The 23,644-nt window shown below is 74.3% G+C and carries 17 protein-coding genes; 7 read left to right on the forward strand and 10 right to left on the reverse strand.

Translation table 11 applies throughout. The features are described from left to right. Positions 1 to 176 precede the first annotated feature (176 nt). Positions 177 to 4,736: a hypothetical protein gene (locus ACIPSC_RS34185; protein WP_400832174.1), complete on the forward strand. Its 4,560-nt coding sequence runs from the start codon at positions 177 to 179 to the stop codon at positions 4,734 to 4,736. Positions 4,737 to 4,909: 173 nt separating this feature from the next. Here the strand turns inward: ACIPSC_RS34185 and ACIPSC_RS34190 are convergent, their stop codons facing one another. Next, the gene (locus ACIPSC_RS34190) at positions 4,910 to 5,401 is read right to left on the reverse strand and encodes a hypothetical protein (RefSeq protein WP_400832177.1); all 492 of its coding nucleotides are present in this window, start codon (positions 5,399 to 5,401) and stop codon (positions 4,910 to 4,912) included. Between the two features lie 192 nt (positions 5,402 to 5,593). Further along, a complete protein-coding gene (locus ACIPSC_RS34195; RefSeq protein ID WP_400832180.1) occupies positions 5,594 to 6,289 on the reverse strand; it encodes a FadR/GntR family transcriptional regulator in 696 nt (231 codons plus the stop codon). A gap of 176 nt (positions 6,290 to 6,465) precedes the next feature. Here ACIPSC_RS34195 and ACIPSC_RS34200 point away from each other — a divergent pair, with 176 nt between their 5' ends. Together ACIPSC_RS34200 and ACIPSC_RS34205 are read left to right on the forward strand one after the other, a co-directional pair. Next, the gene (locus ACIPSC_RS34200) at positions 6,466 to 7,020 is read left to right on the forward strand and encodes a gluconokinase (protein ID WP_400832183.1); all 555 of its coding nucleotides are present in this window, start codon (positions 6,466 to 6,468) and stop codon (positions 7,018 to 7,020) included. A gap of 2 nt (positions 7,021 to 7,022) precedes the next feature. Further along, complete coding sequence (locus ACIPSC_RS34205; protein ID WP_400832229.1) at positions 7,023 to 8,414, forward strand: gluconate:H+ symporter; 1,392 nt, start codon at positions 7,023 to 7,025, stop codon at positions 8,412 to 8,414. Between the two features lie 115 nt (positions 8,415 to 8,529). Here the strand turns inward: ACIPSC_RS34205 and ACIPSC_RS34210 are convergent, their stop codons facing one another. Then, positions 8,530 to 9,150 (reverse strand): TetR/AcrR family transcriptional regulator, encoded by a 621-nt coding sequence (locus tag ACIPSC_RS34210; RefSeq protein ID WP_400832187.1) that lies wholly within the window; start codon positions 9,148 to 9,150, stop codon positions 8,530 to 8,532. 107 nt (positions 9,151 to 9,257) lie between these two features. Between ACIPSC_RS34210 and ACIPSC_RS34215 the strand changes: the two genes are divergently transcribed. Continuing rightward, the gene (locus tag ACIPSC_RS34215) at positions 9,258 to 10,478 is read left to right on the forward strand and encodes an amidohydrolase family protein (RefSeq protein WP_400832192.1); all 1,221 of its coding nucleotides are present in this window, start codon (positions 9,258 to 9,260) and stop codon (positions 10,476 to 10,478) included. A gap of 218 nt (positions 10,479 to 10,696) precedes the next feature. On the opposite strand, the gene ACIPSC_RS34220 is transcribed toward ACIPSC_RS34215, so the two are convergent. From ACIPSC_RS34220 to mmuM, 5 genes are all read right to left on the reverse strand, one after another. Further along, positions 10,697 to 12,292 (reverse strand): glycerol-3-phosphate dehydrogenase/oxidase, encoded by a 1,596-nt coding sequence (locus tag ACIPSC_RS34220; protein WP_313766676.1) that lies wholly within the window; start codon positions 12,290 to 12,292, stop codon positions 10,697 to 10,699. Between the two features lie 151 nt (positions 12,293 to 12,443). After that, complete coding sequence (glpK, locus tag ACIPSC_RS34225; protein ID WP_400832194.1) at positions 12,444 to 13,970, reverse strand: glycerol kinase GlpK; 1,527 nt, start codon at positions 13,968 to 13,970, stop codon at positions 12,444 to 12,446. A 105-nt stretch (positions 13,971 to 14,075) separates the two neighbouring features. Then, complete coding sequence (locus ACIPSC_RS34230; protein ID WP_380237897.1) at positions 14,076 to 14,813, reverse strand: MIP/aquaporin family protein; 738 nt, start codon at positions 14,811 to 14,813, stop codon at positions 14,076 to 14,078. A gap of 345 nt (positions 14,814 to 15,158) precedes the next feature. Then, a complete protein-coding gene (locus ACIPSC_RS34235) occupies positions 15,159 to 15,923 on the reverse strand; it encodes an IclR family transcriptional regulator (protein ID WP_400832199.1) in 765 nt (254 codons plus the stop codon). A gap of 122 nt (positions 15,924 to 16,045) precedes the next feature. Further along, positions 16,046 to 16,960, reverse strand: a complete 915-nt coding sequence (mmuM, locus tag ACIPSC_RS34240; RefSeq protein WP_400832201.1) for a homocysteine S-methyltransferase — start codon at positions 16,958 to 16,960, stop codon at positions 16,046 to 16,048. 151 nt (positions 16,961 to 17,111) lie between these two features. Here mmuM and ACIPSC_RS34245 point away from each other — a divergent pair, with 151 nt between their 5' ends. The 3 genes from ACIPSC_RS34245 (at position 17,112) to ACIPSC_RS34255 (ending at position 20,822) form a co-directional block, all read left to right on the forward strand. After that, positions 17,112 to 18,050: an NUDIX hydrolase gene (locus ACIPSC_RS34245; protein ID WP_400832203.1), complete on the forward strand. Its 939-nt coding sequence runs from the start codon at positions 17,112 to 17,114 to the stop codon at positions 18,048 to 18,050. Between the two features lie 42 nt (positions 18,051 to 18,092). Then, on the forward strand, positions 18,093 to 18,641 hold the full coding sequence (locus tag ACIPSC_RS34250) for an NUDIX domain-containing protein (protein ID WP_400832206.1): 549 nt from the start codon (positions 18,093 to 18,095) through the stop codon (positions 18,639 to 18,641). A gap of 153 nt (positions 18,642 to 18,794) precedes the next feature. Further along, the gene (locus ACIPSC_RS34255; RefSeq protein ID WP_400832210.1) at positions 18,795 to 20,822 is read left to right on the forward strand and encodes an acetoacetate--CoA ligase; all 2,028 of its coding nucleotides are present in this window, start codon (positions 18,795 to 18,797) and stop codon (positions 20,820 to 20,822) included. A 114-nt stretch (positions 20,823 to 20,936) separates the two neighbouring features. Here the strand turns inward: ACIPSC_RS34255 and ptsP are convergent, their stop codons facing one another. Further along, entirely contained in the window at positions 20,937 to 22,607 is a 1,671-nt protein-coding gene (gene ptsP / locus ACIPSC_RS34260) for a phosphoenolpyruvate--protein phosphotransferase (RefSeq protein WP_400832215.1), read from the reverse strand. A 96-nt stretch (positions 22,608 to 22,703) separates the two neighbouring features. Continuing rightward, positions 22,704 to 23,153, reverse strand: coding sequence for a PTS glucose transporter subunit IIA (locus tag ACIPSC_RS34265; RefSeq protein ID WP_400832219.1), 450 nt, complete (start codon positions 23,151 to 23,153; stop codon positions 22,704 to 22,706). Between the last annotated feature and the right edge of the window lie 491 nt (positions 23,154 to 23,644).

Here is a 23,644-nt window from a genome sequence, read left to right on the forward strand (position 1 = left end):
CCCCGCAACGGCGCCGGACGGAGCGGCGCCCGCCCACCGCCGCCGCACCCACCGCAGCACCCGCCACCGCACCGCCACCGCGTCGCCCCCAACGGCGCCGGTGCAGGCCACCGGCCCCGGGGCGCCACCCCCCGACCGTCCGACCACCCCACCCGCTTCCTGGAGAACCGCCGCACATGTACGAGCTCAACCGGGTCCGCCTGTACTCGATCGGACCGGCCGGCGCCCGCTACGCCGACACGGTGCTCGACCTGCGCGGCGTCGGCGAGCCGGTCGCCGACCCGGCGCCCCAGCAGATCGGCCTCTTCGGCGAGGACACCGACGGTCCGGTGCGCCGCCCCGCCCCGGCCGGCGTGCTCTTCCTGGAGAACGGCGGCGGCAAGTCCGTCCTGCTCAAGCTGATCTTCTCGGTCATGCTCCCCGGCCACCGGAACACCCTCGGCGGCGCCAGCTCCGGCGTGCTGCGCAAGTTCCTGCTCGCCGACGACTGCGGCCACGTCGCCCTGGAGTGGCAGCACACCGTCACCGGCGAGCTGATCGTGGTCGGCAAGGTCAGCGAGTGGCGCGGCCGCCAGGTCTCCTCCGACCCGCGCAAGTTCGCCGAGACCTGGTACTCCTTCCGCCCCGGCCCGGGCCTGACGCTGGACTCCCTCCCGGTCGCCGAGCGGGTCAGCCTGGCGGGCGACCAGAAGGCCCGCGGACGCCGCCGCACCATGAAGGGCTTCCGCGACGCCCTCACCGAGGCCGGCAAGGCCCACCCCCACCTCGACCTGGTCTTCGAGGACGGCCACGACCGCTGGACCGAGCACCTCGGCGACCTCGGCCTCGACCCCGAACTCTTCCGCTACCAGCGCGAGATGAACGCCGACGAGGGCGAGGCCGCCGGCCTCTTCGCGGTCAAGCACGACAGCGACTTCACCGACCTGCTGCTGCGCGCCGTCACCGACACCCGCGACACCGACGGCCTGGCCGACCTCGTCCACGGCTTCGCCGCCAAGCTCGGCCGCCGCGCCGAACTCACCGCCGAACGCGACTTCACCGCGGGCTCGCTCGACCTGCTGGAGCGGATCGCCGAGGCGACCACCGCCCGCGAGACCGTCCGCGAGGCCCACCGCACCGCCGAGCGCCGCACCCGCCGCCTCGCCCACGCCCTGGCCTCCCGCGCCGCCGCCGAGCGCGACCGCGCCCAGGACCTCGCCATCGAGGTCGCCGCCGCGGCGAGCGCCGTCACCGCCGCCGAGGCCGACCGCACCCGGCACACCCTGATCACCGCCGAACTCACCCACCGGCACGCCACCCTCGGCCTGGCCGCCGCCACCACCGAGGCCGCCGCCCTGCGCCGGGAGCTCACCGACGCCCGCACCCTGCACTCCGCCTGGCAGGCAGCCGAGGCGGTGCTGCGCCACCGCGCCGCCGCCGACCGGGTGGCCCGGGTCGCCGCCGCCATCCGCGAGGCCGAGCTCGACGCCGCCCCGGCCCTGGCCGCCCGCGCCCGCGCCGCCACCGCCCTCGCCCGCGCCCTCGAAGCCGCCGCCGCGGCCGCCGAGACCCGCGCCGACACCGAGGAGGAGCGCGCCGGCGAGCTGCAGGCCGACGGCGCCAAGGCCCAGTCGGACGCCACCGAGGCCGCCACCGCCGCGCAGAAGGCACGCAGCGAGGCGGAACACCTGCGCCAGCGCCTCGTCGAGGTCGAGCAGGAGACCGCGGCCGCCGTCGAGGCCGGGTTCATCGACGCCGACGGGGACGTCGACCCGGCCCGCGCCGCGCTGCACGCCGCCGACGTCGAGAAGAGCGCCGGCGCCGCCCTGGCCCAGGCCCGCACCGCCGCCGAGGCGGCCGCCACCCGGCTGCGCGAGGCCGCCGCCGCCACCGGCCGCGCCGAGCTCGCCGCGGCGCGCGCCAACGACGCCCGCAAGGCCGCCGCCCGGGCCCTCGCCGCCGAGCAGCGCACCGCCGCCCTGCTCGCCACCGAGCCGCGCCTGGCCGACCTGCTCTCCCTGACGCCCTACCAGGACAGCGCCGAGGAGGACGCGGGCTTCCTCACCCCCGCCGTCCTCGACCGCTCCGCCGAGTACCTGCGCGAGCTGCTCGACGAGGCCATCGCCACCGCCGAGCGCACCCTGTTCGACCTGCGCACCGCCGCCGCCGACGACGCCCGCATCCTCGCCGCCCTCGGCGACGGCGGCCTGTTGCCGCCCGGCCCGGACGTCCTCGCCACCGTCGAGTACCTGGCCGAGCACGGCATCCCGGCGCTGCCCGGGTGGCGCTACCTGGCCCAGTCCGTCGACCCGGCCGACCACGAGGCGATCCTCGCCGCCCGTCCCGAACTGGTCGACGGCGTGGTCATCACCGACCCCAACTCGCTGGAGCGCGCCCGCGAGGCGCTGCAGGCCGCCGCCCTGCTGCCGCGCTCCACCGTCGCCGTCGGCGCCGCCGCCTCCCTGATCGCCCCGATCACCGACGAGCCGGCGTTCTTCCTCGTCCCGCCGAACCCGGCCATGCACGACGAGTCCGCGGCCGACGGCGAGCGCCGCGAGCTGCGCGCCCGCGCCACCGCCCGCGAGGAGCACATCCGCGAGCTGGCCGCCCGCCTCGGCGGCGACCGCGCCCTCGCCGCGCGCCTCGCCTCCTGGCACGCCAGCTGCCCGCCCGGCACCCTCGCCGAGCTGGCCGCCGCGGCCGAGGCCGCCCGGGAGCACGCCGAGCAGGCCAGCGCCGCCCTCGGCACCCTGCGCGCCGACCACGACGAGGCCGAGACCGACCACGCCGCCGCCGCCGTCACCCACGAGGAGCACCGCGAGAGCGCCCAGCGCGCCCGCCGCCGCGCCGACGCGCTCTCCGGCCTCGCCTTCCGCCTGCGCGAGCGCGCGGGCTGGACCCGCCGCCAGCGCGAACTCGCCGAGGACGCCGCCGAGTGCGACCGCCGCCAGACGGTCTGCGCCGAGCGCGCCCGCACCTGCGACGAGGACCGCCGCGCCGCGCAGCGCGCCGCCGACGACGCCCGCCGCACAGCCCGCACCCTGCGCGCCGAGCGCGCCGAGATCCCGGCCGGCGAGCAGTCCGACGAGCCCGACACCACCGCGCCCGGCGCGCTGCCCGCACTGCGCGAGGCCTACCGCGCCGCCTCCCAGCTCTACGAGAAGGTCGGCGTCGGCGCCGACCTGCGCGCCGAGCAGGCCCGCGCCGAGGGCGACGAGGCCACCGCCGCGGCCGAGCTCGACCGCCTCACCAACAAGGTCCGCACCCGTGCCGAGGAGCTGCTGGGCAGTCCGGACGGCGCCGACGGCCCGGCCCGCCAGGCCGCCGCCGCCCGCGCCGAGGAGCTGGTCGCCACCATCGAGGCCCGTGCGGCCGCCGCCAGCGAGCAGCTCGGCCGCCTGCGCGGCGAGGCCGAGCGCTCCGCCCCGGCGGACGGCGACGCCCACACCGAGCTGCCCGAAGACCTCGTCCCCACCGACCCCGAGCACGCCCAGGTCCTGCTGCGCACCGCCACCAGCCGGCTGGCCGAGCGCCGCGAGACGGTCGACTCCGCCCGCACCGCCCACGCCGACCTGCAGCGCACCTTCGACGCCGCCGAGGCCGCCGCCGCGGACTTCGACGAGCACGCCGGCCAGCTCCGCGACGGCCTGCGCGAGCACCAGGACGACGAGGGCCGGCCGGTCGAGCCGTACCTCGGCTCGCTCGCCGACGCCCGCACCGCCGCCGCCGAGGCCCGCCGGGCCCTGCGCACCGCGGCCGGCGAGCTCTCCTCGGCCGAACTCGCCGTCCGCGACGCCTCCGACGCCCTCGTCCGGCACGCCAACGCGGCCCGCTACGAGGCCGTCCGCACCCCCGCCCGCCAGCAGATCCGCGAGCTGCCCGCCTCCGCCCTGCCGGACCACGCGGCCGCCTGGGCCGCCGCCTTCGCCCCCCGCCTGCGCGTGCTCACCGACGAGCTCGCCCAGCTGGAGAAGAACCGCGGCTCGATCGTCGACCGCCTGCGCGGCCTGGTCGAGTCCTCGCTCGCCACCCTGCGCGCGGCGCAGCGGCTCTCCCGCCTGCCCGAGGGCCTGGGGGAGTGGTCCGGCCAGGAGTTCCTGCGGATCCGCTTCGAGGACCCGGACCACGCCACCCTGGTCGAACGGCTCGGCGAGGTCATCGACGAGGCGACCCGGGCCGCCGTCAGGAAGAACAGCGACCTCCGCCGCGACGGCATGTCGCTGCTGCTGCGCGGCGTCGCCGCCGCGATCGGCCCGCGCGGCGTGAGCGTCGAGATCCTCAAGCCCGACGCAGTGCTACGTGCCGAGCGGGTGAGCGTCGGCCAGATGTCCGACGTCTTCTCCGGCGGCCAGCTGCTCACCGCGGCCATCGCGCTCTACTGCACCATGGCCGCGCTGCGGGCCAACGACCGCGGCCAGTCCCAGCTGCGGCACGCCGGCACGCTCTTCCTGGACAACCCGATCGGCCGCGCCAACGCCACCTACCTGCTGGAGCTCCAGCGGGCGGTCGCGGACGCGCTCGGCGTCCAGCTGATCTACACCACCGGTCTGTTCGACACCACCGCGCTCGCCGAGTTCCCGCTGGTCATCCGGCTGCGCAACGACGCCGACCTGCGGGCCGGGCTGAAGTACATCTCGGTGGAGGAGCACCTGCGGCCCGGCCTGCCGGCCGCGCCGGACCCGGACGGCCCGACCATCCACGGCGAGATCACCGCCACCCGGATGTTCAAGCGCCCCGCGGACGCCCCGGCCTCCTGACGCGCGCGCCGGACGCCCCGCTCCTCCGCCGGGGAGCGGGGCGCCCGTGTCCCGGCCGGGGGCCGGGGCGCAGCCGCTGCGGGCACCGGAGCGGCCACGGCACCCGCAGCGGCCACGGCATCGGTACGCGCAGCGGCCACGGGCGCGCGCAACGGCCACGGCACCCGCAGCCGCTACGGCATCGGCACGCGCGACTGCCGGCCGCCCTGCGGTGGCCGGTTCTGCTGCGACTGCCACCCCGGCGACGGTCGCTCCGGCGGCTGCCACCCCTGAGCCTGCCGTGCCTGCTGCTGCCGTTCCTGGGGCTGACGCGCGGGCGGTGCCGCCGGGTGGGGTCGCGGTTGCGGGTGGGGGAGCGGGCGCGGTTGCGGTGGTGGCACGGGCGCCGCCGCCCGGCTGCCCGCCATCGGCGAGGCCGCGTTCGGCCCACGCACCCGCTGGGCCGCCACCTGGCGCGAGATCAGGATCTCCAACAGGCACCACATCGTGCCGAAGACGCCGAGCCCCATCGCCATCAGCGCCGGCGTCAGCAGCCAGCTGTCGGCGTACGAGGCCAGTGCCGCGACCAACAGGCCGACCAGGGTGAACGCCAGGCAGAGCACCGCCCGGACGACGGCGACCCGTACCTCGTCGGGCAGACGGCGGCGACGGCGTGCGACGGACATCGGGCGACCCCCAGCGCGGTCACGGTGGCAGGACGGGTGGCACGGGCGCACGGAACGCGCCCCTGCGCACCACTCTGCCCTGCACCAACCGGACTATGCGCGCCAATCGGCCGAAGTTCCGTCAAATCGTGTGATCTGTGCCGGAAAGCCCCGACACCCGGGCCGGCCTCGCGCGCCGCCGCCGCGGACGCCTCAGCGCAGCTGCTGGTTGAGCTCCTCCAGGGCGCCCACCACGATCGTGCGCATCGCCTGCTCCGCGTGTTCGGCGTCCCCCGCGCAGATCGCCTCCGCCACCTCGCGGTGCAGCCGGATTGCGTACGACTCCGGCTGATGGGGCATCAGATGGTACTCGGTGCGGCCCGTGAGCACCGCCCCCACGGTGTCGCCGAGGTGGGCGAACATCTCGTTGCCGGAGGCCTTCAGCACTGTGGCGTGGAAGGCGATGTCGTGCCGGAGGAAGGTCTCCAGGTCGGCGGCCCGCGCAGTCATCGTCAATTCCACCGCCAGCGCGCTGAGTTCACGCCGCTCGTCGTCGCTGGCGTGCTGTGCGGCGAGTGCGGCGGCGGCCGGCTCCACGGCGACCCGCAGCGAGCCGAGCGACCGCAGCTGGGCCGGGCGGTCGGCGCCGGCCAGGCGCCAGCGGATCACCAGCGGGTCGAAGACGTCCCAGTCGGACTTCGGCAGCACGGTGATGCCGACCCGTCGGCGGGGGGCCACCATGCGCATCCCCTCCAGGACGCGCACCGCCTCGCGGACCACCGTCCGCGAGACCCCGAACCGCTCCTCCAGCTCCTCGCCGCGGAGCACCGCGCCCTCGGGAATCTCCCCGGACGCGATCGCCGGCCCGAGCTCCGCAAGCAGTCGGCCGGGCAGCCCCTGGATCTCCATCCGCCCAGCCTAGACGCCCGGTCCCGCTCCGCTCCCCAGGGGTTCGCCCCGCTCGCCGGTGGTCCGCCGCCCGCCCCCGACCGGTCTCTAAAAGTATGACGATTTGGTTTCCAGGACTTGAATACATCATATCTTTGGAGCGATAGTGGCGGCCAGCAACGAAGGAGCACCCCTCTATGGCTCTCAGCGTCGAGAACCACGGCACCCCCGCAACGCCCCTCACCGTCGTGGTGATGGGCGTCTCCGGTGTCGGCAAGACCACCGTGGCCCGCCTCCTGGCCGACCGCCTCGGCCTCCCCTACGCCGAGGCGGACGACTTCCACCCGCCGGCCAACATCGCCAAGATGTCGGCCGGCATCCCGCTCGACGACGAGGACCGCTCCCCCTGGCTGCGCGCCCTCGGCGGCTGGCTGCGGGAGCGGACGGAGGCCGGCACCGGCGGGGTGGTCACCTGCTCGGCGCTGAAGCACCGCTACCGCGACACCCTGCGCGCGGCCTGCCCGGGTGCCTTCTTCCTGCACCTCAGCGGCGGCACCGAGCTGGTCGAGGACCGGCTCGCCCACCGCACCGGCCACTTCATGCCGTCGTCGCTGCTCGCCTCGCAGTACGCCGCCCTGGAACCCCTCGGGGCGGACGAGCACGGCGCCGTCCTGGACGTCGGCCCGTCCCCCGAAGAACTCGTCGAGCTGGCCGTGGCGCTGCTGCGGCCCGTCAATGGAGACCTTGCGTGAGCCTGCCCCTCACCTTGCTGGCGGCCGCCCCACCGGCCGCCCTGCCGCACACCGGCAGCGACACCCGCTTGCTGGTCGCGGTGCTGCTCAGCATCGGCGCGATCGTCGTGCTGATCACCAGGCTGAAGCTGCACCCGTTCCTCGCGCTCACGCTCGGCTCCGGGCTGCTGGCCGCCGTCGCCGGCGCCCCGTTCGACAAGCTGCTCGCCAGCTTCTCCACCGGCTTCGGCGCCACCGTCGCGGGCGTCGGCCTGCTGATCGGGCTCGGCGCCATGCTCGGCAAGCTGCTCGCCGACTCGGGCGGGGCCAACACCATCGCGGACACCGTGCTGGCGCGCTCCGGCACCCGCGCACTGCCCTGGGCGATGGCGCTGATCGCCGCCGTACTGGGCCTGCCGCTGTTCTTCGAGGTCGGCGTGGTGCTGCTGGTCCCGATCGTGCTGCTGGTCGCGCGCCGCGGCGGCGTCCCGCTGATGCGGATCGGCATCCCCGCCCTGGCCGGGCTCTCGGTGCTGCACGGCCTCGTCCCGCCGCACCCGGGCCCGCTGGTCGCCGTCGACGCGCTCAAGGCCGACCTCGGCGTCACCCTGGCGCTCGGCCTGCTCGTCGCCGTCCCGACCCTGATCGTCGCCGGCCCGCTGTTCGCCCGCCTGGCCGAGCGCTGGGTGGGCCCGCTGGAGATCCCGGCCACCACCACCCCGGTGGAGACCGAGAAGCACGAGCGCACCCCGTCCTTCGGCGCGGTGCTGGCGACCATCCTGCTGCCGGTGGTCCTGATGCTCGGCAAGGCGCTCGCCGACGTGGTCATCGACGACCCGAAGGCCCTGTTCCAGCGCGTGTTCGACTTCATCGGCTCGCCGCTGGTCGCGCTGCTCGCCGCGACCCTGCTCGGCATGGTGACGCTCGGCCGGGCGGCCGGCTTCTCCAAGGAGCGGATCTCCGCCACCGTCGGCTCGTCGCTCGGCCCGATCGCGGGCATCGTCTTCATCGTCGGCGCGGGCGGCGGCTTCAAGCAGACGCTGATCGACGTCGGCGTGGGCAACGCGGTCAGCGCGTGGTCGAGCAAGTGGCACATCTCGGCGCTGCTGCTCGGCTGGCTGATCGCCGTCCTGATCCGGCTGGCCACCGGCTCGGCCACGGTCGCCACCATCACCGCGGCCGGCATCGTCGCGCCGCTCGCGGCCGGCATGTCCTCCACCCACGCGGCCCTGCTGGTGCTGGCGATCGGTGCCGGATCGCTCTTCCTCTCGCACGTGAACGACGCGGGCTTCTGGCTGGTGAAGGAGTACTTCGGGATGAGCGTCGGTCAGACGCTGAAGTCCTGGTCGGTGATGGAGACGGTGATATCCGTGGTCGCGATCGCCCTGATCCTGCCGCTCAGCCTGGTCATCTAGGCGCGGTCGCGACCGAACGCCCTTGCCGGCCCTGCGCCGCACCACCCCGCACGTCACCCCCGAGGGGCGGCACCCGTATCGACCGGGTGCCGCCCCTCGGCGCGTTCCGGGGTGCTCAGCCGAGCATTCCGCCCAGCACGGCGGCGGTCGCGGCGAGCAACTCCTCCGCCGCCTCGCCGCCGGCCGCGGTCCGGGCCAGCAGCCCCTCCCGCGCCGCCAGGATCACTCCGGCAGCCTGCGCCGCGGAGGCGCCCGGCGGCACCAGCTCCGGCAGTGCCCGTTCCAGCACCGCGGCGAGCGCCCCGGACACCGTGCGGTCGTGCGCCGCGACCCGGTCGGCCAGCCCGGCGGTGCGGGCTGCGAGCAGCCGGAACTCCAGGAAGAGCAGGATCCAGCCGGCCTCGTCCGGGTCGACCCGCAGCAGCGCCTCGACCAGGCGGCGGGCCCGCTCCTGCGGCGCGAGGGCCTCGCAGGCGGTGGCCAGCCGCTCCAACTCGGCCATCCGGCCCGCAGCCTGTTCGTCGAAGAGCGCCAGCAGCAGGTCCTCCTTGCTGCCGAAGTTCGAGTAGAAGGCGCCGCGGGTGTACCCGGCGGCGGCGCAGACGTCCTCGATGCTCGTCCGGGCGAAGCCGACGGTGAGGAAGAGCTCGCTCGCCGCGGCGAGCAGCCGGGCCCGGGTGTGGGTGCGGCGGCGGGGCGGCCGGGGATCGGCGGGTCGGGCCGGGGGAGGGTTCACACCGGAACGATACATGGTGTATTCAATACATGCCGTATTGAATACGAGCCGTATTGAACGCGGGCCGTGCCGAGCACGGGTCGCGTCGAACCGGAGGGGACCGCGCCATGAACCGACTGCTGATCACCCACGCCCACCTGCTCCACCCCGAGGACGGCACCCGCACCGAGCCCTCCTGGCTGGAGGTCGCCGACGGCCGGATCGCCGCCACCGGCACCGGGCGCCCGCCCGCACCGGGCGAGGACGTGCGGGTGATCGACGCCCGCGGTGCCACCGTGCTGCCCGGCCTGATCGATGTGCACGTCCACCTGCTGGTCACCAGCCTCGATCTGCGGGACGTCGCCGACTGGACCCCCGGCTACGCGACCGTCCGCGCTCTCGCCGAGGCCGAGCGCATGCTGCGGCGGGGCTTCACCACCGTCCGGGACGTCGGGGGCGCCGACCACGGCATGGCCCGCGCCCTGGCCGAGGGCCTCGTGCCCGGCCCCCGGCTCGTCCACGGCGGCAAGGCGCTCTCCCAGACCGGCGGACACGGCGACCTGCGCCCCCTCGGTGACGACGCGCTGCCCTGCTGCGAGGCCCGCCCGCACTTCGGCCGGATCGCCGACGGTGTCGACGCCGTCCGGGCCGCCGCCCGGGACGAGTTCCGCAAGGGCGCCGCGCACCTCAAGGTGCTGCTTTCCGGCGGCGTCGCCTCGCCGCACGACGAGATCGCGGCCGTCCAGTACAGCGAGGAGGAGATCCGCGCGGCCGTCGAGGAGGCGGAGAACCACAACCGCTACGTCACCGTGCACGCCTACCATCCGCGCGCCATCGACCGGGCGCTGCGGGCCGGGGTGCGCTGCGTCGAGCACGGCAACCTGCTGGACGACGCCAACGCGGCGCTGCTGCGGGAGCGGGACGCCTTCCTGGTCCCCACCCTGGTCGCCTACGAGCAGACCGCGAAGCTCGGCGCCGCCTCGGGCCTGCCGCCCGCGGCGATCGGCAAGCTCGCCGAGGTCCGTGACCAGGGGCTGGCCGCGTTGGAGCGGGCCCACCGGGCGGGCGTCAACCTGGTCTACGGGAGCGACCTGCTCGGCCCGCTGCACCCGGCCCAGCTGGAGGAGTTCCGGCTCCGCGCCGAGGTGCAGCCGGCCGCGGACGTGATCCGCTCGGCCACCGTCACGGCGGCGCGGCTGCTCGGCATGGCGGGGGAGATCGGCACCCTCGCCCCGGGCGCCCACGCGGACCTGCTGGTGGTCGACGGCGACCCGCTGGCGGACCTCGCCGTGCTCACCCGGCCGGAGTGCCACCTGCGCCAGGTGATCAAGGCCGGCGTGCCGGTGTGACAACCGGTGGGACAACAGTGGTGGGACAACGCGAACGGGCGGGCGCCCGGACCTACCGGATGCCCGCCCGTTCCACACCGCTGAGCACCGGTGCGCCACGCGAGGCTGTGCCTACTGCTTACCCGTCCCCGCGCTCCGCGAGGCCGTGCCTACTGCCTACTTGCTTCCACGCTTCGCGAGGCTGTGCTTACTTGCTTCCACGCTTCGCGAGGCTGTGCTTACTTGCTCCCACGCTTCGCGAGGAAGGTGTCGACCTCCGCGCGGATCTCCGGCGTGTCCAGGCCGCGCACGGTCATCGTGGTGCGGCGGCGCAGCACGTCGTCCGTGGTGTACGCCCACTCGTTGTCGGCGGCGTAGGCGACCTGCGCCCAGACGTCCGGACCGTCCTCGTGGATCGGCCGGCCCAGCTCCGGGTTCTCGTCGATCAGGCGGGCGATCTCGAAGGAGAGCGTGCCGTAGTGGCTGGCCAGGTGCTTGGCGACCAGCGGCTCCATGCGGGAGCCCGGCTCGCGGTCGATCAGCAGCCGGTGCGCGACGGCGTTCGGGGCGCCGACGCCGGGCAGCGGGACGGTCGGGGCGATCGGGGACATGTCCTCGCCGAGGCTGGTGCCGGGCACGTGGGCCAGCTTCTCCAGCACGGTCCGGCCGATGTGCCGGTAGGTGGTCCACTTGCCGCCGGCGACCGACAGCATGCCGCCCTTGCCCTCGGTGACGACGGTCTCGCGCTTGGCGGCGGCGGTGTCGCCGGGGCCGCCGGGCAGGACCCGCAGGCCGGCGAAGGAGTAGGTGATCAGGTCGCGGTCGAGGTGCTCGTCACGGATGGCGTGCGCGGCCTCGCCCATGATCTGGTCGATGTCCGCCTCGGTGGCCCGGACGTCCTGCGGGTCGCCGGTGTACTCCTCGTCGGTGGTGCCGAGCAGGACGTGGTCCTCCCACGGGATGGCGAAGGAGACGCGGTACTTGTCGATCGGGATGGTGAGGGCGGCGCGCCACGGGGCGCGGCGCTTGACCACCACGTGGGCGCCCTTGGACAGGCGGATCGACGGCGCGGCGCCGGCGTCCTCCATCCGGCGCAGGTGGTCGACCCAGGGGCCGGTGGCGTTGAGGACCAGGCGGGCGTCGACGCCGAACTCGGTGCCGTCCAGACGGTCCTTCAGCTCGGCGCCGGTGACCCGGCCGCCGGTGAAGCGCAGGCCGGTGACCTCGGCGTGGTTGAGCACCACGGCGCCGGCGTCGACGGCGGCGCGCACGGTCATCACGGCGACGCGCGAGTCGTTCATCTGGTGGTCGCCGTAGACGGCGACGGAGCGCAGGCCCTCGGTGCGCAGCGCGGGCACCTGCTGGGCGGCGTGCGCGGCGGTGGAGACGCGGCCCATGCCGTCGCGGAAGGCGGAGAGCGCGGAGTAGAGGAAGACGCCGGCGCCGAGCTTGGGGGCGCTGTGCGGGCCGCCCTTGTAGACCGGCACGAAGAAGGTCAGCGGGTTGACCAGGTGCGGGGCGACGTCGGTGGAGAGCGCGCGGCGCTCCTTGTGGTTCTCGGCGACGAGCTTGACCGCACCGGTCTGCAGGTAGCGCAGGCCGCCGTGGACGAGCTTGGAGGAGGCGCTGGAGGTGGCTCCAGCGAAGTCGCCGGCGTCCACCATGGCGACCTTGAGGCCGGCCTGGGAGGCGGTCCAGGCGACGGCCGTGCCGAGGATGCCGCCCCCGATCACCAGCAGGTCGTAGGTGGCCTTGCCCAGCAGCTCGCGGGTCTCGGCGCGGGAGGCGGTGCGGCCGGCGGTGCGCTCGGCGCCCAGGGTCGGAATGGTTGCCATGGTGTGTGTTACGGCGACGCGGGTCGGGCGGCGCCGTTACTCCTCTCGGTGTGCGGTGCGGCCCCTGCTGAGAGGCCGGTCGGCCCGGTGCGGCGGGCCGGTGAAACGGGGGCGAGCCGGCCGGGGCCCGTGGCCCCGGCCGGCTCTGCGGTCAGTTCTGCTCGTCCTCCTCCACCCAGCCCATGGTGCGCTCCACGGCCTTGAGCCACTTCTTGTACTCGCGCTCCCGGGTGGCCTCGTCCATGCGCGGGGTCCACTCGGCGGCGCGGTGCCAGTTGGCCCGCAGGGTGTCGAGGTCGTTCCAGAAGCCGACGGCCAGACCGGCGGCGTAGGCGGCGCCCAGCGCGGTGGTCTCGGCCACGTACGGGCGCTCGACCGGGGCGTCCAGGACGTCGGCGATGTTCTGCATGAGCAGGTTGTTGCTGGTCATGCCGCCGTCGACCTTGAGCGCGGTGAGCTCGACGCCGGAGTCCTTCTGCATGGCGTCGACGACCTCGCGGGTCTGCCAGGCGGTGGCCTCCAGCACGGCCCGGGCCAGGTGGCCCTTGGTGACGTACCGGGTGAGGCCTGCGATCACACCGCGGGCGTCGGAGCGCCAGTACGGGGCGAACAGGCCGGAGAAGGCCGGGACGAAGTAGGCGCCGCCGTTGTCCTCGACGGTGTTGGCGAGGGTCTCGATCTCGGCGGCGGTGGAGATGATGCCGAGCTGGTCGCGCAGCCACTGGACCAGCGAGCCGGTGACGGCGATCGAGCCTTCCAGCGCGTACACCGGGGCCTGGTCGCCGATCCGGTAGCCGACGGTGGTCAGCAGGCCGTGGTACGAGTTGACGATCTTCTCGCCGGTGTTGAGCAGCAGGAAGGTGCCGGTGCCGTAGGTGGACTTGGCCTCGCCCTCGTCGAAGCAGGTCTGGCCGAACAGCGCGGCCTGCTGGTCGCCGAGCGCGGAGGCGACCGGGACGCCGGCCAGGTCGCCGACGGCCTCGCCGTACACCTCGGCGGAGGAGCGGATCTCCGGCAGGACGGCCATCGGCACGCCCATCGACTCGGCGATGCTCTCGTCCCAGGCCAGGGTCTTGAGGTTCATCAGCATGGTGCGGCTGGCGTTGGTCACGTCGGTGACGTGCTTGCCGCCGTTCACACCGCCGGTGAGGTTCCAGATCACCCAGGTGTCCATGGTGCCGAACAGGATGTCGCCGGCCTCGGCGCGCTCCCGCAGGCCCTCGACGTTGTCCAGCAGCCAGCGGATCTTCGGGCCGGCGAAGTAGCTGGCCAGCGGGAGGCCGGTCTCGCGGCGGAAGCGGTCCTGGCCGACGTTGCGGCCCAGCTCGCGGCAGAGGCCCTCGGTGCGGGTGTCCTGCCACACCAGCGCGTTGTGCACCGGCTCACCGGTGTTCCGGTCCCACAGGACGGTGGTCTCGCGCTGGTTGGTGATGCCGATCGCGCGGATGTCGTCCTTGGTCAGGCCGGCCTTCTCCAGGGCGCCGCGGATGACCGACTGCACGCGGGTCCAGATCTCGGCGGCGTCGTGCTCGACGTAACCGGGCTGGGGGAAGATCTGGCGGTGCTCCTGCTGGTCGACGGCGACGATCCGGCCGTCCGCGCCGAAGATGATGCAGCGGCTGGAGGTGGTGCCCTGGTCGATCGCGGCGATGTAGTTGCCGGTGCCAGTGGAGGTCATGAGGGTCCTCGGCTCATTCGGGGGTTCGGGGTGGGTGGGTCCGACTGTCGGGTCAGTCCCCGTGCTCGGGCTGGGTGATGCCCTGTTCCGGAAAGATGGCCGGCTTTAGAAGATGACGTTGTAGAGGCCACCGGCGAGCAGGCCGCCGACGAGCGGGCCGGCCACCGGGATCCAGGCGTAGGACCAGTCGGAGCCGCCCTTGTTCGGGATCGGCAGCAGCGAGTGGACGATGCGCGGGCCCAGGTCGCGGACCGGGTTGATGGCGTAGCCGGTCGGGCCGCCGAGCGAGAGGCCGATGCCCACGACGGTGAACGCGACGATCAGGATGCCGAGGCCGGACTTGCCGAGGCCCTCGTTGCCCGCCTGGGTGAGGATCGCGAAGCAGAGCACGAAGGTGCCGATGATCTCGGTGAGCATGTTCTGGATCGGGTTCCGGATCTCGGGACCGGTCGAGAAGATGCCCAGGGTCGGCTCCTTGTTCTCCTGGAACTGGCCGAGGTAGGTGGCCCAGACGAGGACGGCGCCGATCATCGCGCCGAGCATCTGCGAGCCGAGGTAGAGCGGAACGTCGCCCCATTCGCCGCTCTTGACGGCGAGGGCGAGGGTGACGGCCGGGTTGAGGTGCGCGCCGGACTTGGATGCCGACATGTAGGCGGCGATCATCACCGCGAAGCCCCAGCCGAAGGTGATCGCCAGCCAGCCGGCGTTGATGGCCTTCGACTTCTTGAGCGTCACAGCGGCGCACACGCCGCCGCCGAGGAGTATGAGGGCGGCGGTGCCGAGGGTTTCGCCGACGAAGATGTCGCCGTTGGAGAACGCGGACACAAAGACTCCCTTGTCCATTTGGCCCGGAGGTGCGGGTGGGGGCAGGTGGCCGAGCGACCGCTGTGCGGGTGAGCGCTCTGTGGGAGTGGTCTGCTCGGCCATCGTTCGACAATGTCGACCGTCATGCGGAAGCTTCCTCCCCGCGCCGCCTTCGCGTCAAGGCCGGGTTACGCAGCTGTGACCCTTCACTCGAAGTTACCGAGCGGATATGGCCGAATGCGGACAAAACGCCAAGGCGCGGACAGGCGTCAGGCCCGTCCGCGCCTCAGTGTGAACACGGGGTTACCGGCGCGCTCGCGCCCGGGGAGCGGCCGCCGGGCCGGCCGGAGGGCCGCGCCTCGGAACCGGCCGGAGGGGCAGCCGCTAGAACCGGCCGGCCCCGAGGTCGCGGGAGATCGCACGCGCCGCGCTGCGCACCGAGGCGACCAGCGAGGGCTTGACGAAGCCGTCCTCGCAGACCCGCTCGACCGGGCCGCTGATGCAGACCGCGCCCACCGGGTTGCGCCGCCGGTCCTGGATCAGCGCACCGATCGAGGCCACGCCCTCCCAGGTCTCCTCGATCGAGTCCGTCCAGCCGCGCTCGCGGGTCAGCGCCGCCTCCGCGTCCACGTCCGCGGCCTCGGTCAGCGTCCGCGCGGTGTACGGCTCGAACGGGCCCTCGCCCAGCTCGCCCCGGGCCACCGGGTCGTAGGCCAGCAGCACCTTGCCCAGCGCGGTGGAGTGCAGCGGCTGCATCGAGCCGACCTCCAGCACCTGCCGGGTGTCGTCCGGCCGGAACACGTGGTGCACGATCAGCACGCCCTGCTGGTGCAGCACCCCGAGGTAGACGGTCTCGCCGGCCGCCCGGGCCAGGTCGTCCGCCCAGACCAGCGCCCGGGCGCGCAACTCGTGCACGTCCAGGTAGCTCTGGCCGAGCCGCAGCAGCTCCGCGCCCAGCTGGTACTTGCCGCTCTCCGGGTCCTGTTCGACGAACCCCTCCTGCTGGAGGGTGCGCAGGATGCCGTGCGCCGTGCCCTTGGCGAGGTCCAGCGCCGTCGCGACCTCGGACAGGCCCAGGCGGCGCTCACCGCCGGCCAGCAGGCGCATGATCGCGGCGGCCCGGGAGAGCGACTGGATCGGGCCGGGCATTCGATACCTCCGGGCTGACAGGCGGTCGACAATGTCGACCGCAGTGGTAACGGGACGAGTCTGCCAGGCCGCCACCGGTCCGTGCACCTTCCCCCTCGGTAATCGCCCGCCCCGCGTTCACCTCAGCGCCGGTCGCGCGCCACTTCGGCCGCCAGCGCGGCGATCTCCCGCGGACCCACCCGGCAGCAGCCGCCCACCAGCCGGGCGCCGTCGCCCAGCCACCCGGCCACCTGCCCCGGGCGGAAGGTCGGCGCACCGCGCCAGTCCCGCGCCCCGGCGTCCCAGTCCTCCCCGCTGTTGGGGTACACCACCACCGGCTTGCCCGTCACCCGCGCCGCCAGTGCCACCGCCCGGTCCGCGTCCGCCGGCGAGCAGCAGTTCACCCCGACCGCCACCACCTCCGCGGCCTCCGCCGCGAGCGCGAACGCCTCCGCCAGCGGCTGGCCCGCCCGGGTCCGCCCGCCGTCGATGCTGTACGACAGCCACGCCGGCACCCCCAGCCCGCGCACCGCCCGCAGCAGCGCCCGCGCCTCGTCCGCGTCCGGCACCGTCTCCAGTGCCAGCACGTCCGGCCCGGCCGCCGCCAGCACCTCAAGCCGCGGCCGGTGGAACGCCTCCAGCTCGGCCACCGACAGCCCGTACCGCCCCCGGTACTCCGAGCCGTCCGCCAGCACCGCGCCGTACGGCCCCACCGACGCGGCCACCCAGCGCCGCCGGCCCGCCGCCGCCGGCCCGGCCGCCTCCCGCGCCAGTTCCACCGCGCCCGCCAGCAGCCGCGCCGCGTGCGCCCGGCCCACCCCGCGCCGGGCGAACCCCTCGAAGCTCGCCTGGTAGCTCGCGGTGATCGCCACCTCCGCCCCGGCGTCGAAGTACGCCCGGTGCACGGCCACGACCGCCGCCGGATCGTCGGCCAGCAGTCGCGCCGACCAGAGCGCGTCGGACAGGTCGTGCCCGGCCGCCGCCAACTGGTTCGACATCCCGCCGTCCAGCACCAGCGGACCGGCGGCCAGCGCCGCGGCGAAGTCGTCCCCGGCCACCACGAGCCCCCTTCCCGAACCGAAACCCCTGGTCCACAGCCTAGGACGCGGCCGCCAGCCCACCCCTCCAAAATCATTTGCCGCGGTCCCCGGAGGTCGCTACGTTGTGCTCAGTCGGAGAACGACGACCACGCACGGAGAGGAGCCGGCCATGGCCGCGGAGCAGCCCCCCGCCGACACCGGCACCGACGAGAGCGCGTGGCTCGCCGCCTACGACCCGCGCGCCTACACGCCCGTCGCCGTCACCGTCGACGTGGTCGCCCTGACCCTGCGCCACGGCAGCCTGCACGTCCTGCTCGTCGAGCGCGCCGCCCCGCCGTACCAGGGCGCCTGGGCGCTGCCCGGCGGATTCCTGCGCGCGGGGGAGGAGGACCTCGACGAGGCCGCGGCCCGCGAGCTCGCCGAGGAGACCGGCCTGCACGGCACCGCCGACGCCGAGGCCGCCCTCAGCCGCATCCACCTCGAACAGCTCGGCACCTACGGGGCCCCGGACCGCGACCCGCGGATGCACGTCGTCTCGGTCGCCTACCTGGCCTTCGCCCCCGACCTGCCCGACCCCGAGGCCGGCTCCGACGCGGCCACCGCCGCCTGGCACCCCGTCACCGCCCTCGACCTCCGGCCCCGCAGCGGCCGGTCACCAGCCACCGGTGTGCCCGCCGACACCCACGGGGGTGGCGTCGGGGGGCACACCGGTCCCGCCACGGAGCCGACCGCGGCCGCCCCGCACACCGCGGAGGCCGGCCCCGCACCGATCGCGCTGGCCTTCGACCACGCCCGCATCCTCGCCGACGGCCTCGACCGCGCCCGTGCCAAGATCGAGTACAGCCCGCTGGCCACCGCCTTCCTCCAGTACGACTTCACCATCCCCGAGCTGCGCGCCGTCTACGAGGCCGTCTGGGACGAGAAGCTCCACCCCGGCAACTTCCACCGCAAGGTGCTCTCCGTCCCCGGCTTCGTCGACAGCACCGGCACCACCACCGAACGCGGCGGCGCCCGCGGCGGCCCGCGCGCCCGCACCTACCGCGCCGGCGACGCCCGCCTCCTCCACCCCGCACTGCTGCGCCCCACCCACGAGGACGAGATCCGCTGACCGGCCCCCTCGGCCGCACCCCGGGCGCACTACCATCCGGCCATGACCACTCAAGAGGTGAGCAGGACGAGCAACCGGCCCAACTCCCACTGTCACTGGTGCGGCGCGCCCTACCCGCCGGGTACCGAAGCCTGGCCGCGCACCTGCCCGGGCTGCTCCGAGATCAGCTACCGCAACCCGCTGCCCGTCGTGGTCACCCTCCTCCCGGTCATCCAGGAGGACGCCGAGCCCACCCTCGTCGTCATCCGCCGCACCATAGAACCCGGCTACGGCCAACTCGCCATGCCCGGCGGCTACGTCGACTACGGCGAGAGCTGGCAGCAGGCGTGCGTGCGCGAACTCCGCGAGGAGACCGGCATCCTGGCCGACGCCGCCGACATCACCCTGGTCGCCACCGACTCCGACACCCGCGGCGGCTTCCTCTGCCTCTTCGGCCTGCTACCCGCCCGCCCGCTGGCCGATCTCCCGCCCTCCAAGCCCACCGAGGAGACCGACGGCTGGCTGCTCGCCACCCCGGAGACCTCACTCGTCTTCGCCTTCCACACCCGTGTCTCCCAGGCCTGGTTCAACGGCGAGTTCGCCCCCCGCTGACCGCCCCCGGCCACCGGGCTGACCAGGCGCGCGCCCCCGGAGCAGACCCTGGCGCACCAGGCGATCACGTGGCAGGGTCTGCACCGACAGCCCCAACCGGACGGACCCTGCCACAAGCGCGCCCGTCCCTCCACCGGCCGGGAGACCACCACCGTGAGCACCCCACCCCAGGACCAGCCGCTCTGGCGCCCGCACCCCGCCCGCGCCGCCAGCACCGGGATCGTCGCCTTCCAGGCCTGGGCGGCCCGGCACCACGGAGCCCCGGCCGCACCGCTCGCCCCCGTCGACGACGACCAGCAGGCCGAGCGGCGCTACGCCGACCTGCACGCCTGGTCCACCGAGGACCTCGACCGCTTCTGGACCGCCGTCACCCAGTGGTTCGACGTCCGCTTCACCCAGGCCCCCGACGCCGTCCTCGCCGACCCGGCCATGCCCGGCGCCCGCTGGTTCCCCGGGGGCCGCCTCAACTACGCCGAGCACGCCCTGCGCGCCGCCGAGGACGAGGCCAACGCCGACAAGCCGGCCATCCTCCACCTCGACGAGACCACCGAGCAGCCGACCGCCCTCACCTGGTCCGAACTCCGCCGCCAGGTCGGCTCGCTCGCCGCCGCCCTGCGCGCCCGGGGCATCGGCCCCGGCGATCGCGTCAGCGCCTACCTGCCCAACATCCCGCAGGCGGCCGTCGCTCTCCTCGCCACCGCCGCCGTCGGCGCCGTCTGGACCAGCTGCGCCCCCGACTTCGGCGCCCGCAGCGTCCTCGACCGCCTCCAGCAGATCGAGCCCGCCGTCCTCTTCGCCGTCGACGGCTACCACTACGGCGGCAAGGACCACGACCGCACCGAGGTGGTCGCCGAACTCCGCCGCGAGCTCCCCACCCTGCGCACCGTGGTGCACATCCCGCTGCTCGGCGCCCCCGCCCCCGAAGGCGCCCTGCACTGGGACGACCTCGTCGCCGGCGACACCGCGCCGGTCTTCGAGCCCGTCCCCTTCGACCACCCGCTCTGGGTCCTCTACTCCTCCGGCACCACCGGCCTGCCCAAGGCCATCGTCCAGAGCCAGGGCGGCATCCTGCTCGAACACCTCAAGCAGGCCGGCCTCCACCTCGACCTCGGCCCGGCCGACCGCTTCCTCTGGTACACCTCCACCGGCTGGATGATGTGGAACTTCCTCCTCGCCGGCCTGCTCACCGGATCCACGATCGTCACCTACGACGGCAGCCCCGGCCACCCCGACACCGGCGCCCTCTGGTCCGTCGCAGCCCGCACCCGCGCCACGGTCCTCGGCACCTCCGCCGCCTACGTGATCGCCAGCCGCAAGGCCGACCTCCACCCCGGCCGCGACCTCGACCTCTCCGCCGTCCGCTGCATCGGCACCACCGGCTCCCCGCTCCCGCCCGACGGCTTCCGCTGGATCTACGACGAGGTCAAGGAGGACGTCTGGCTGGCCTCCGTCAGCGGCGGCACCGACGTCTGCTCCTGCTTCGTCGGCGGCGTCCCCACCCTGCCGGTCTACCTCGGCGAGATCCAGGCCCCCTGCCTCGGCGCCGCCGTCGAGTCCTGGGACGTCCAGGGCCGCCCGCTCACCGACGCCGTCGGCGAACTCGTCGTGACCAAGCCCATCCCGTCGATGCCCACCGGCTTCTGGAACGACCCCGACGGCACCCGCTACCACGACAGCTACTTCGACACCTACCCCGGCATCTGGCGGCACGGCGACTGGATCACCGTCACCTCCCGGGGCACCGTCGTCATCCACGGCCGCTCCGACTCCACCCTCAACCGCCAGGGCGTCCGGATGGGCTCCTCCGACATCTACGAGGTCGTCGAGCGGCTCCCCGAGATCGCCGAGTCGCTGGTCATCGGCCTGGAGGAGCCCGACGGCGGCTACTGGATGCCGCTCTTCGTCGTCCTCGCCCCCGGCGCCGACCTCGACGACGACCTCATCGGCCGCATCCGCACCTCACTGCGCACCGAGCTCTCCCCGCGCCACGTCCCCGACGAGGTCATCGCCGTCCGCGGCCTCCCGCACACCCTCACCGGCAAGCGCATCGAGGTCCCGGTCAAGCGACTGCTCTCCGGCACCCCGCTGGAGCAGGCCGTCAACCCCGGCTCCGTCGACAACCTGGACCACCTGCGGTTCTTCGAGCAGCTCCGGCTCGACCGCCAGGCCGCCCAGGGCTGACCCGGCTCCGGCCCGGCCCCCGTCGGCCCCCGCCCGGGGGCCCATCGGCTCCCGGACACGGCGAAGGGGCGCCCCCCATGACGGGGGCGCCCCTTCGACACCTGCGATCGCCGGCTACTCGCCCGACAGCACCTGCTGCGCCGCGGCCCGCGCCGCCTCGGCGCTGTCCGCCGCCCGGGCCGCCTCGGCCGCCCGACGGCACTGCGCCAGCGTGTACTTGGCCAGCGTCGTCCGCACGTACGGGATGGACGCCGCGCCCATGGAGAGGCTGGTGACCCCGAGACCGGTCAGGACGACGGCCAGCAGTGGGTCGGAGGCCGCCTCGCCGCAGACGCCGCAGCTCTTGCCGACGGCCTGCGCCGCCTCGGCGGAGCTCGCGACCAGGTCCAGCAGGGCCGGCTGCCACGGGTCCTGCAGCCGGGCCAGCGCGCCGACCTGCCGGTCGGCGGCGAAGGTGTACTGAGCGAGGTCGTTGGTCCCCAGCGAGAGGAACTCGACCTCCTGAAGGATCGAGCGCGCCCGCAGAGCAGCGGAGGGGATCTCCACCATGGCGCCGAACTTGGCGTCCAGGCCCGCCTCGCGGCACGCGTCCGCGAAGTCCCGGGCGTCCTTGCGGTCGGCCACCATCGGGGCCATCACCTCAAGGTGCACCGGCAGCCCCTCGGCGGCCGTCGCCAGCGCGCGCAGCTGGGTCTGCAGGACGTCGGGGTGCTCCAGAAGCGTCCGCAGACCGCGCACGCCCAGAGCGGGGTTCGGCTCGTCCGCCGGGGTCAGGAAGTCCAGCGGCTTGTCCGCGCCCGCGTCCAGCACCCGCACCACGACCCGGCCCTCCGGGAAGGCCTCCAGCACCTTCCGGTAGGCCTCGACCTGCTTGGCCTCGGCGGGCGCCTTCGCCGAGTCGTCCAGGAAGAGGAATTCCGTCCGGAACAGGCCCACGCCCTCCGCACCGGCCTCCAGCGCGGCCGGCAGGTCTGCCGGGCCGCCCACGTTGGCCAGCAGCGGAACCCGGTGTCCGTCGGAGGTCTGCCCCGGGCCGGAGGAGGCGGCCAGCGCGGCCTTGCGCTCGGCGGCGATCCGGCGCAGCTCCTCCTTCTTCTCCGCGGACGGCTCCACCAGCACGTCACCGGAGCTGCCGTCCACCGCGACCACCGTGCCCTCGGCGACGCCGGTCGCCCCCGGGAGCGCGACCACGGCCGGCACGCCCATGGCCCGGGCCAGGATCGCGCTGTGGCTGGTCGGCCCGCCCTCCTCGGTCACGAAGCCCAGCACCAGCGTCGGGTCGAGCAGCGCGGTGTCCGCCGGCGCGAGGTCGCGGGCGAACAGCACGTACGGCTCGTCGCTGTCCGGCACACCCGGCATCGGCACGCCCAGCAGCCGCGCCACGATGCGGTTGCGCACGTCGTCGAGGTCGGCGACCCGGCCCGCCAGGTAGTCGCCGGCGGAGGCGAGCAGCGCGCGGTAGGCGGCGAAGGCGTCGTAGATGCCGCGCTCGGCGCTGCTGCCGACGGCGATCCGGCGCGCGACGTCCGCCATCAGCTCCGGGTCCTGCGCCATGAGCGCCTGGGCCTCCAGCACCGCCTGGGCCTCGCCGCCGGCCAGGTTGCCGCGGGCGGTCAGGTCCGCGGCGACCGCCTCGACGGCAGCCTGGGCACGGGCCTGCTCACGCGGCGCGTCCTCGGTCGGGATCTGGGTGGCCGGGGGCTCCAGCACCGCCGTGCCCATGTGCCGCACCTGGCCGATCGCGACCCCGTGGCTGACACCCACGCCGCGCAGCGTCTTCTCCATGTCTCATGTCTCCGCTGAGAGAAGCGGCCCCGCGGGTACCGCTGTGCCGGGCCGCCCCGTCGAGTGCCGCGGGGCGGGTGTGTCCGTAATAAGAGGTCAGTGCCAGCTGAAGAGGGCGTCGCCGACGGCGACCTTGCCGCTCTCCACGGCGTCGCCGAGCGACTCGGGCGAGGCCTCCAGGGCGACGATCGGCGAGATCGGAGACTTGCCGGCGGCCTCGACGGCGGCCGGGTCCCACTTGATGACGGCCTGCCCGCGGGTCACCGTGTCGCCCTTGCCGACCAGCAGCTCGAAGCCCTCGCCGTTCAGCTGCACGGTGTCGATGCCGAGGTGGGTGAGCACACCGTGCCCGTCGGCGTCCACGACCACGAACGCGTGCGGGTGCATCGACACGACGACACCGTCCACCGGGGCGACGGCCTCGGTCGGCTGGCGCACCGGGTCGATCGCGGTGCCGGGGCCGACCATCGCGCCCGAGAAGACCGGGTCCGGCACGCCGGCGAGCCCGACGACACGGCCGGTCAGCGGCGACGTCACAGTGGTCATGGTTGAGCCTCCCAAGTGCGCAGTACAGCGAGCGGCCGCGAGCTGCGGCAGGACATCGACTGAAGCCTAAATCATGTCAACTTCGGACATCTGCTGACATACCAGGGCGCAGAACCGTGCCCCGTCCGCCCACGTCGGACGTCATCCAGACGACCGACAGTGGTCTAGTCCTCTTCACCGATGCGCCGCACTCTACAGGCATCTTGGCGAATCGGGACCATTGCTGTATATGCTCGCGAGAGCAACAAATGGCGCCGCCGAACGGGTGACACCGGGGTGGCGCGATTCGCACTCCGGCTCGTGACCCGCTATGGTTGGTCGAGTCGCCGCAAGACGACGGTTAACAGCGGATTTCGGATGCGAAAAGCCCCGGTAAACGGAGCGGAAAGCGTCTGGTAAGCTGGAAACACGAAAGAACGAAGCGCCCGGAGGGCCGGTGTGAAAGCCGCCTGAAGGAAGTGTCCGTTCCTTGAGAACTCAACAGCGTGCCA

This window comes from Kitasatospora sp. NPDC090091 (assembly GCF_044747365.1).
Classification (GTDB): Bacteria; Actinomycetota; Actinomycetes; order Streptomycetales; family Streptomycetaceae; genus Kitasatospora.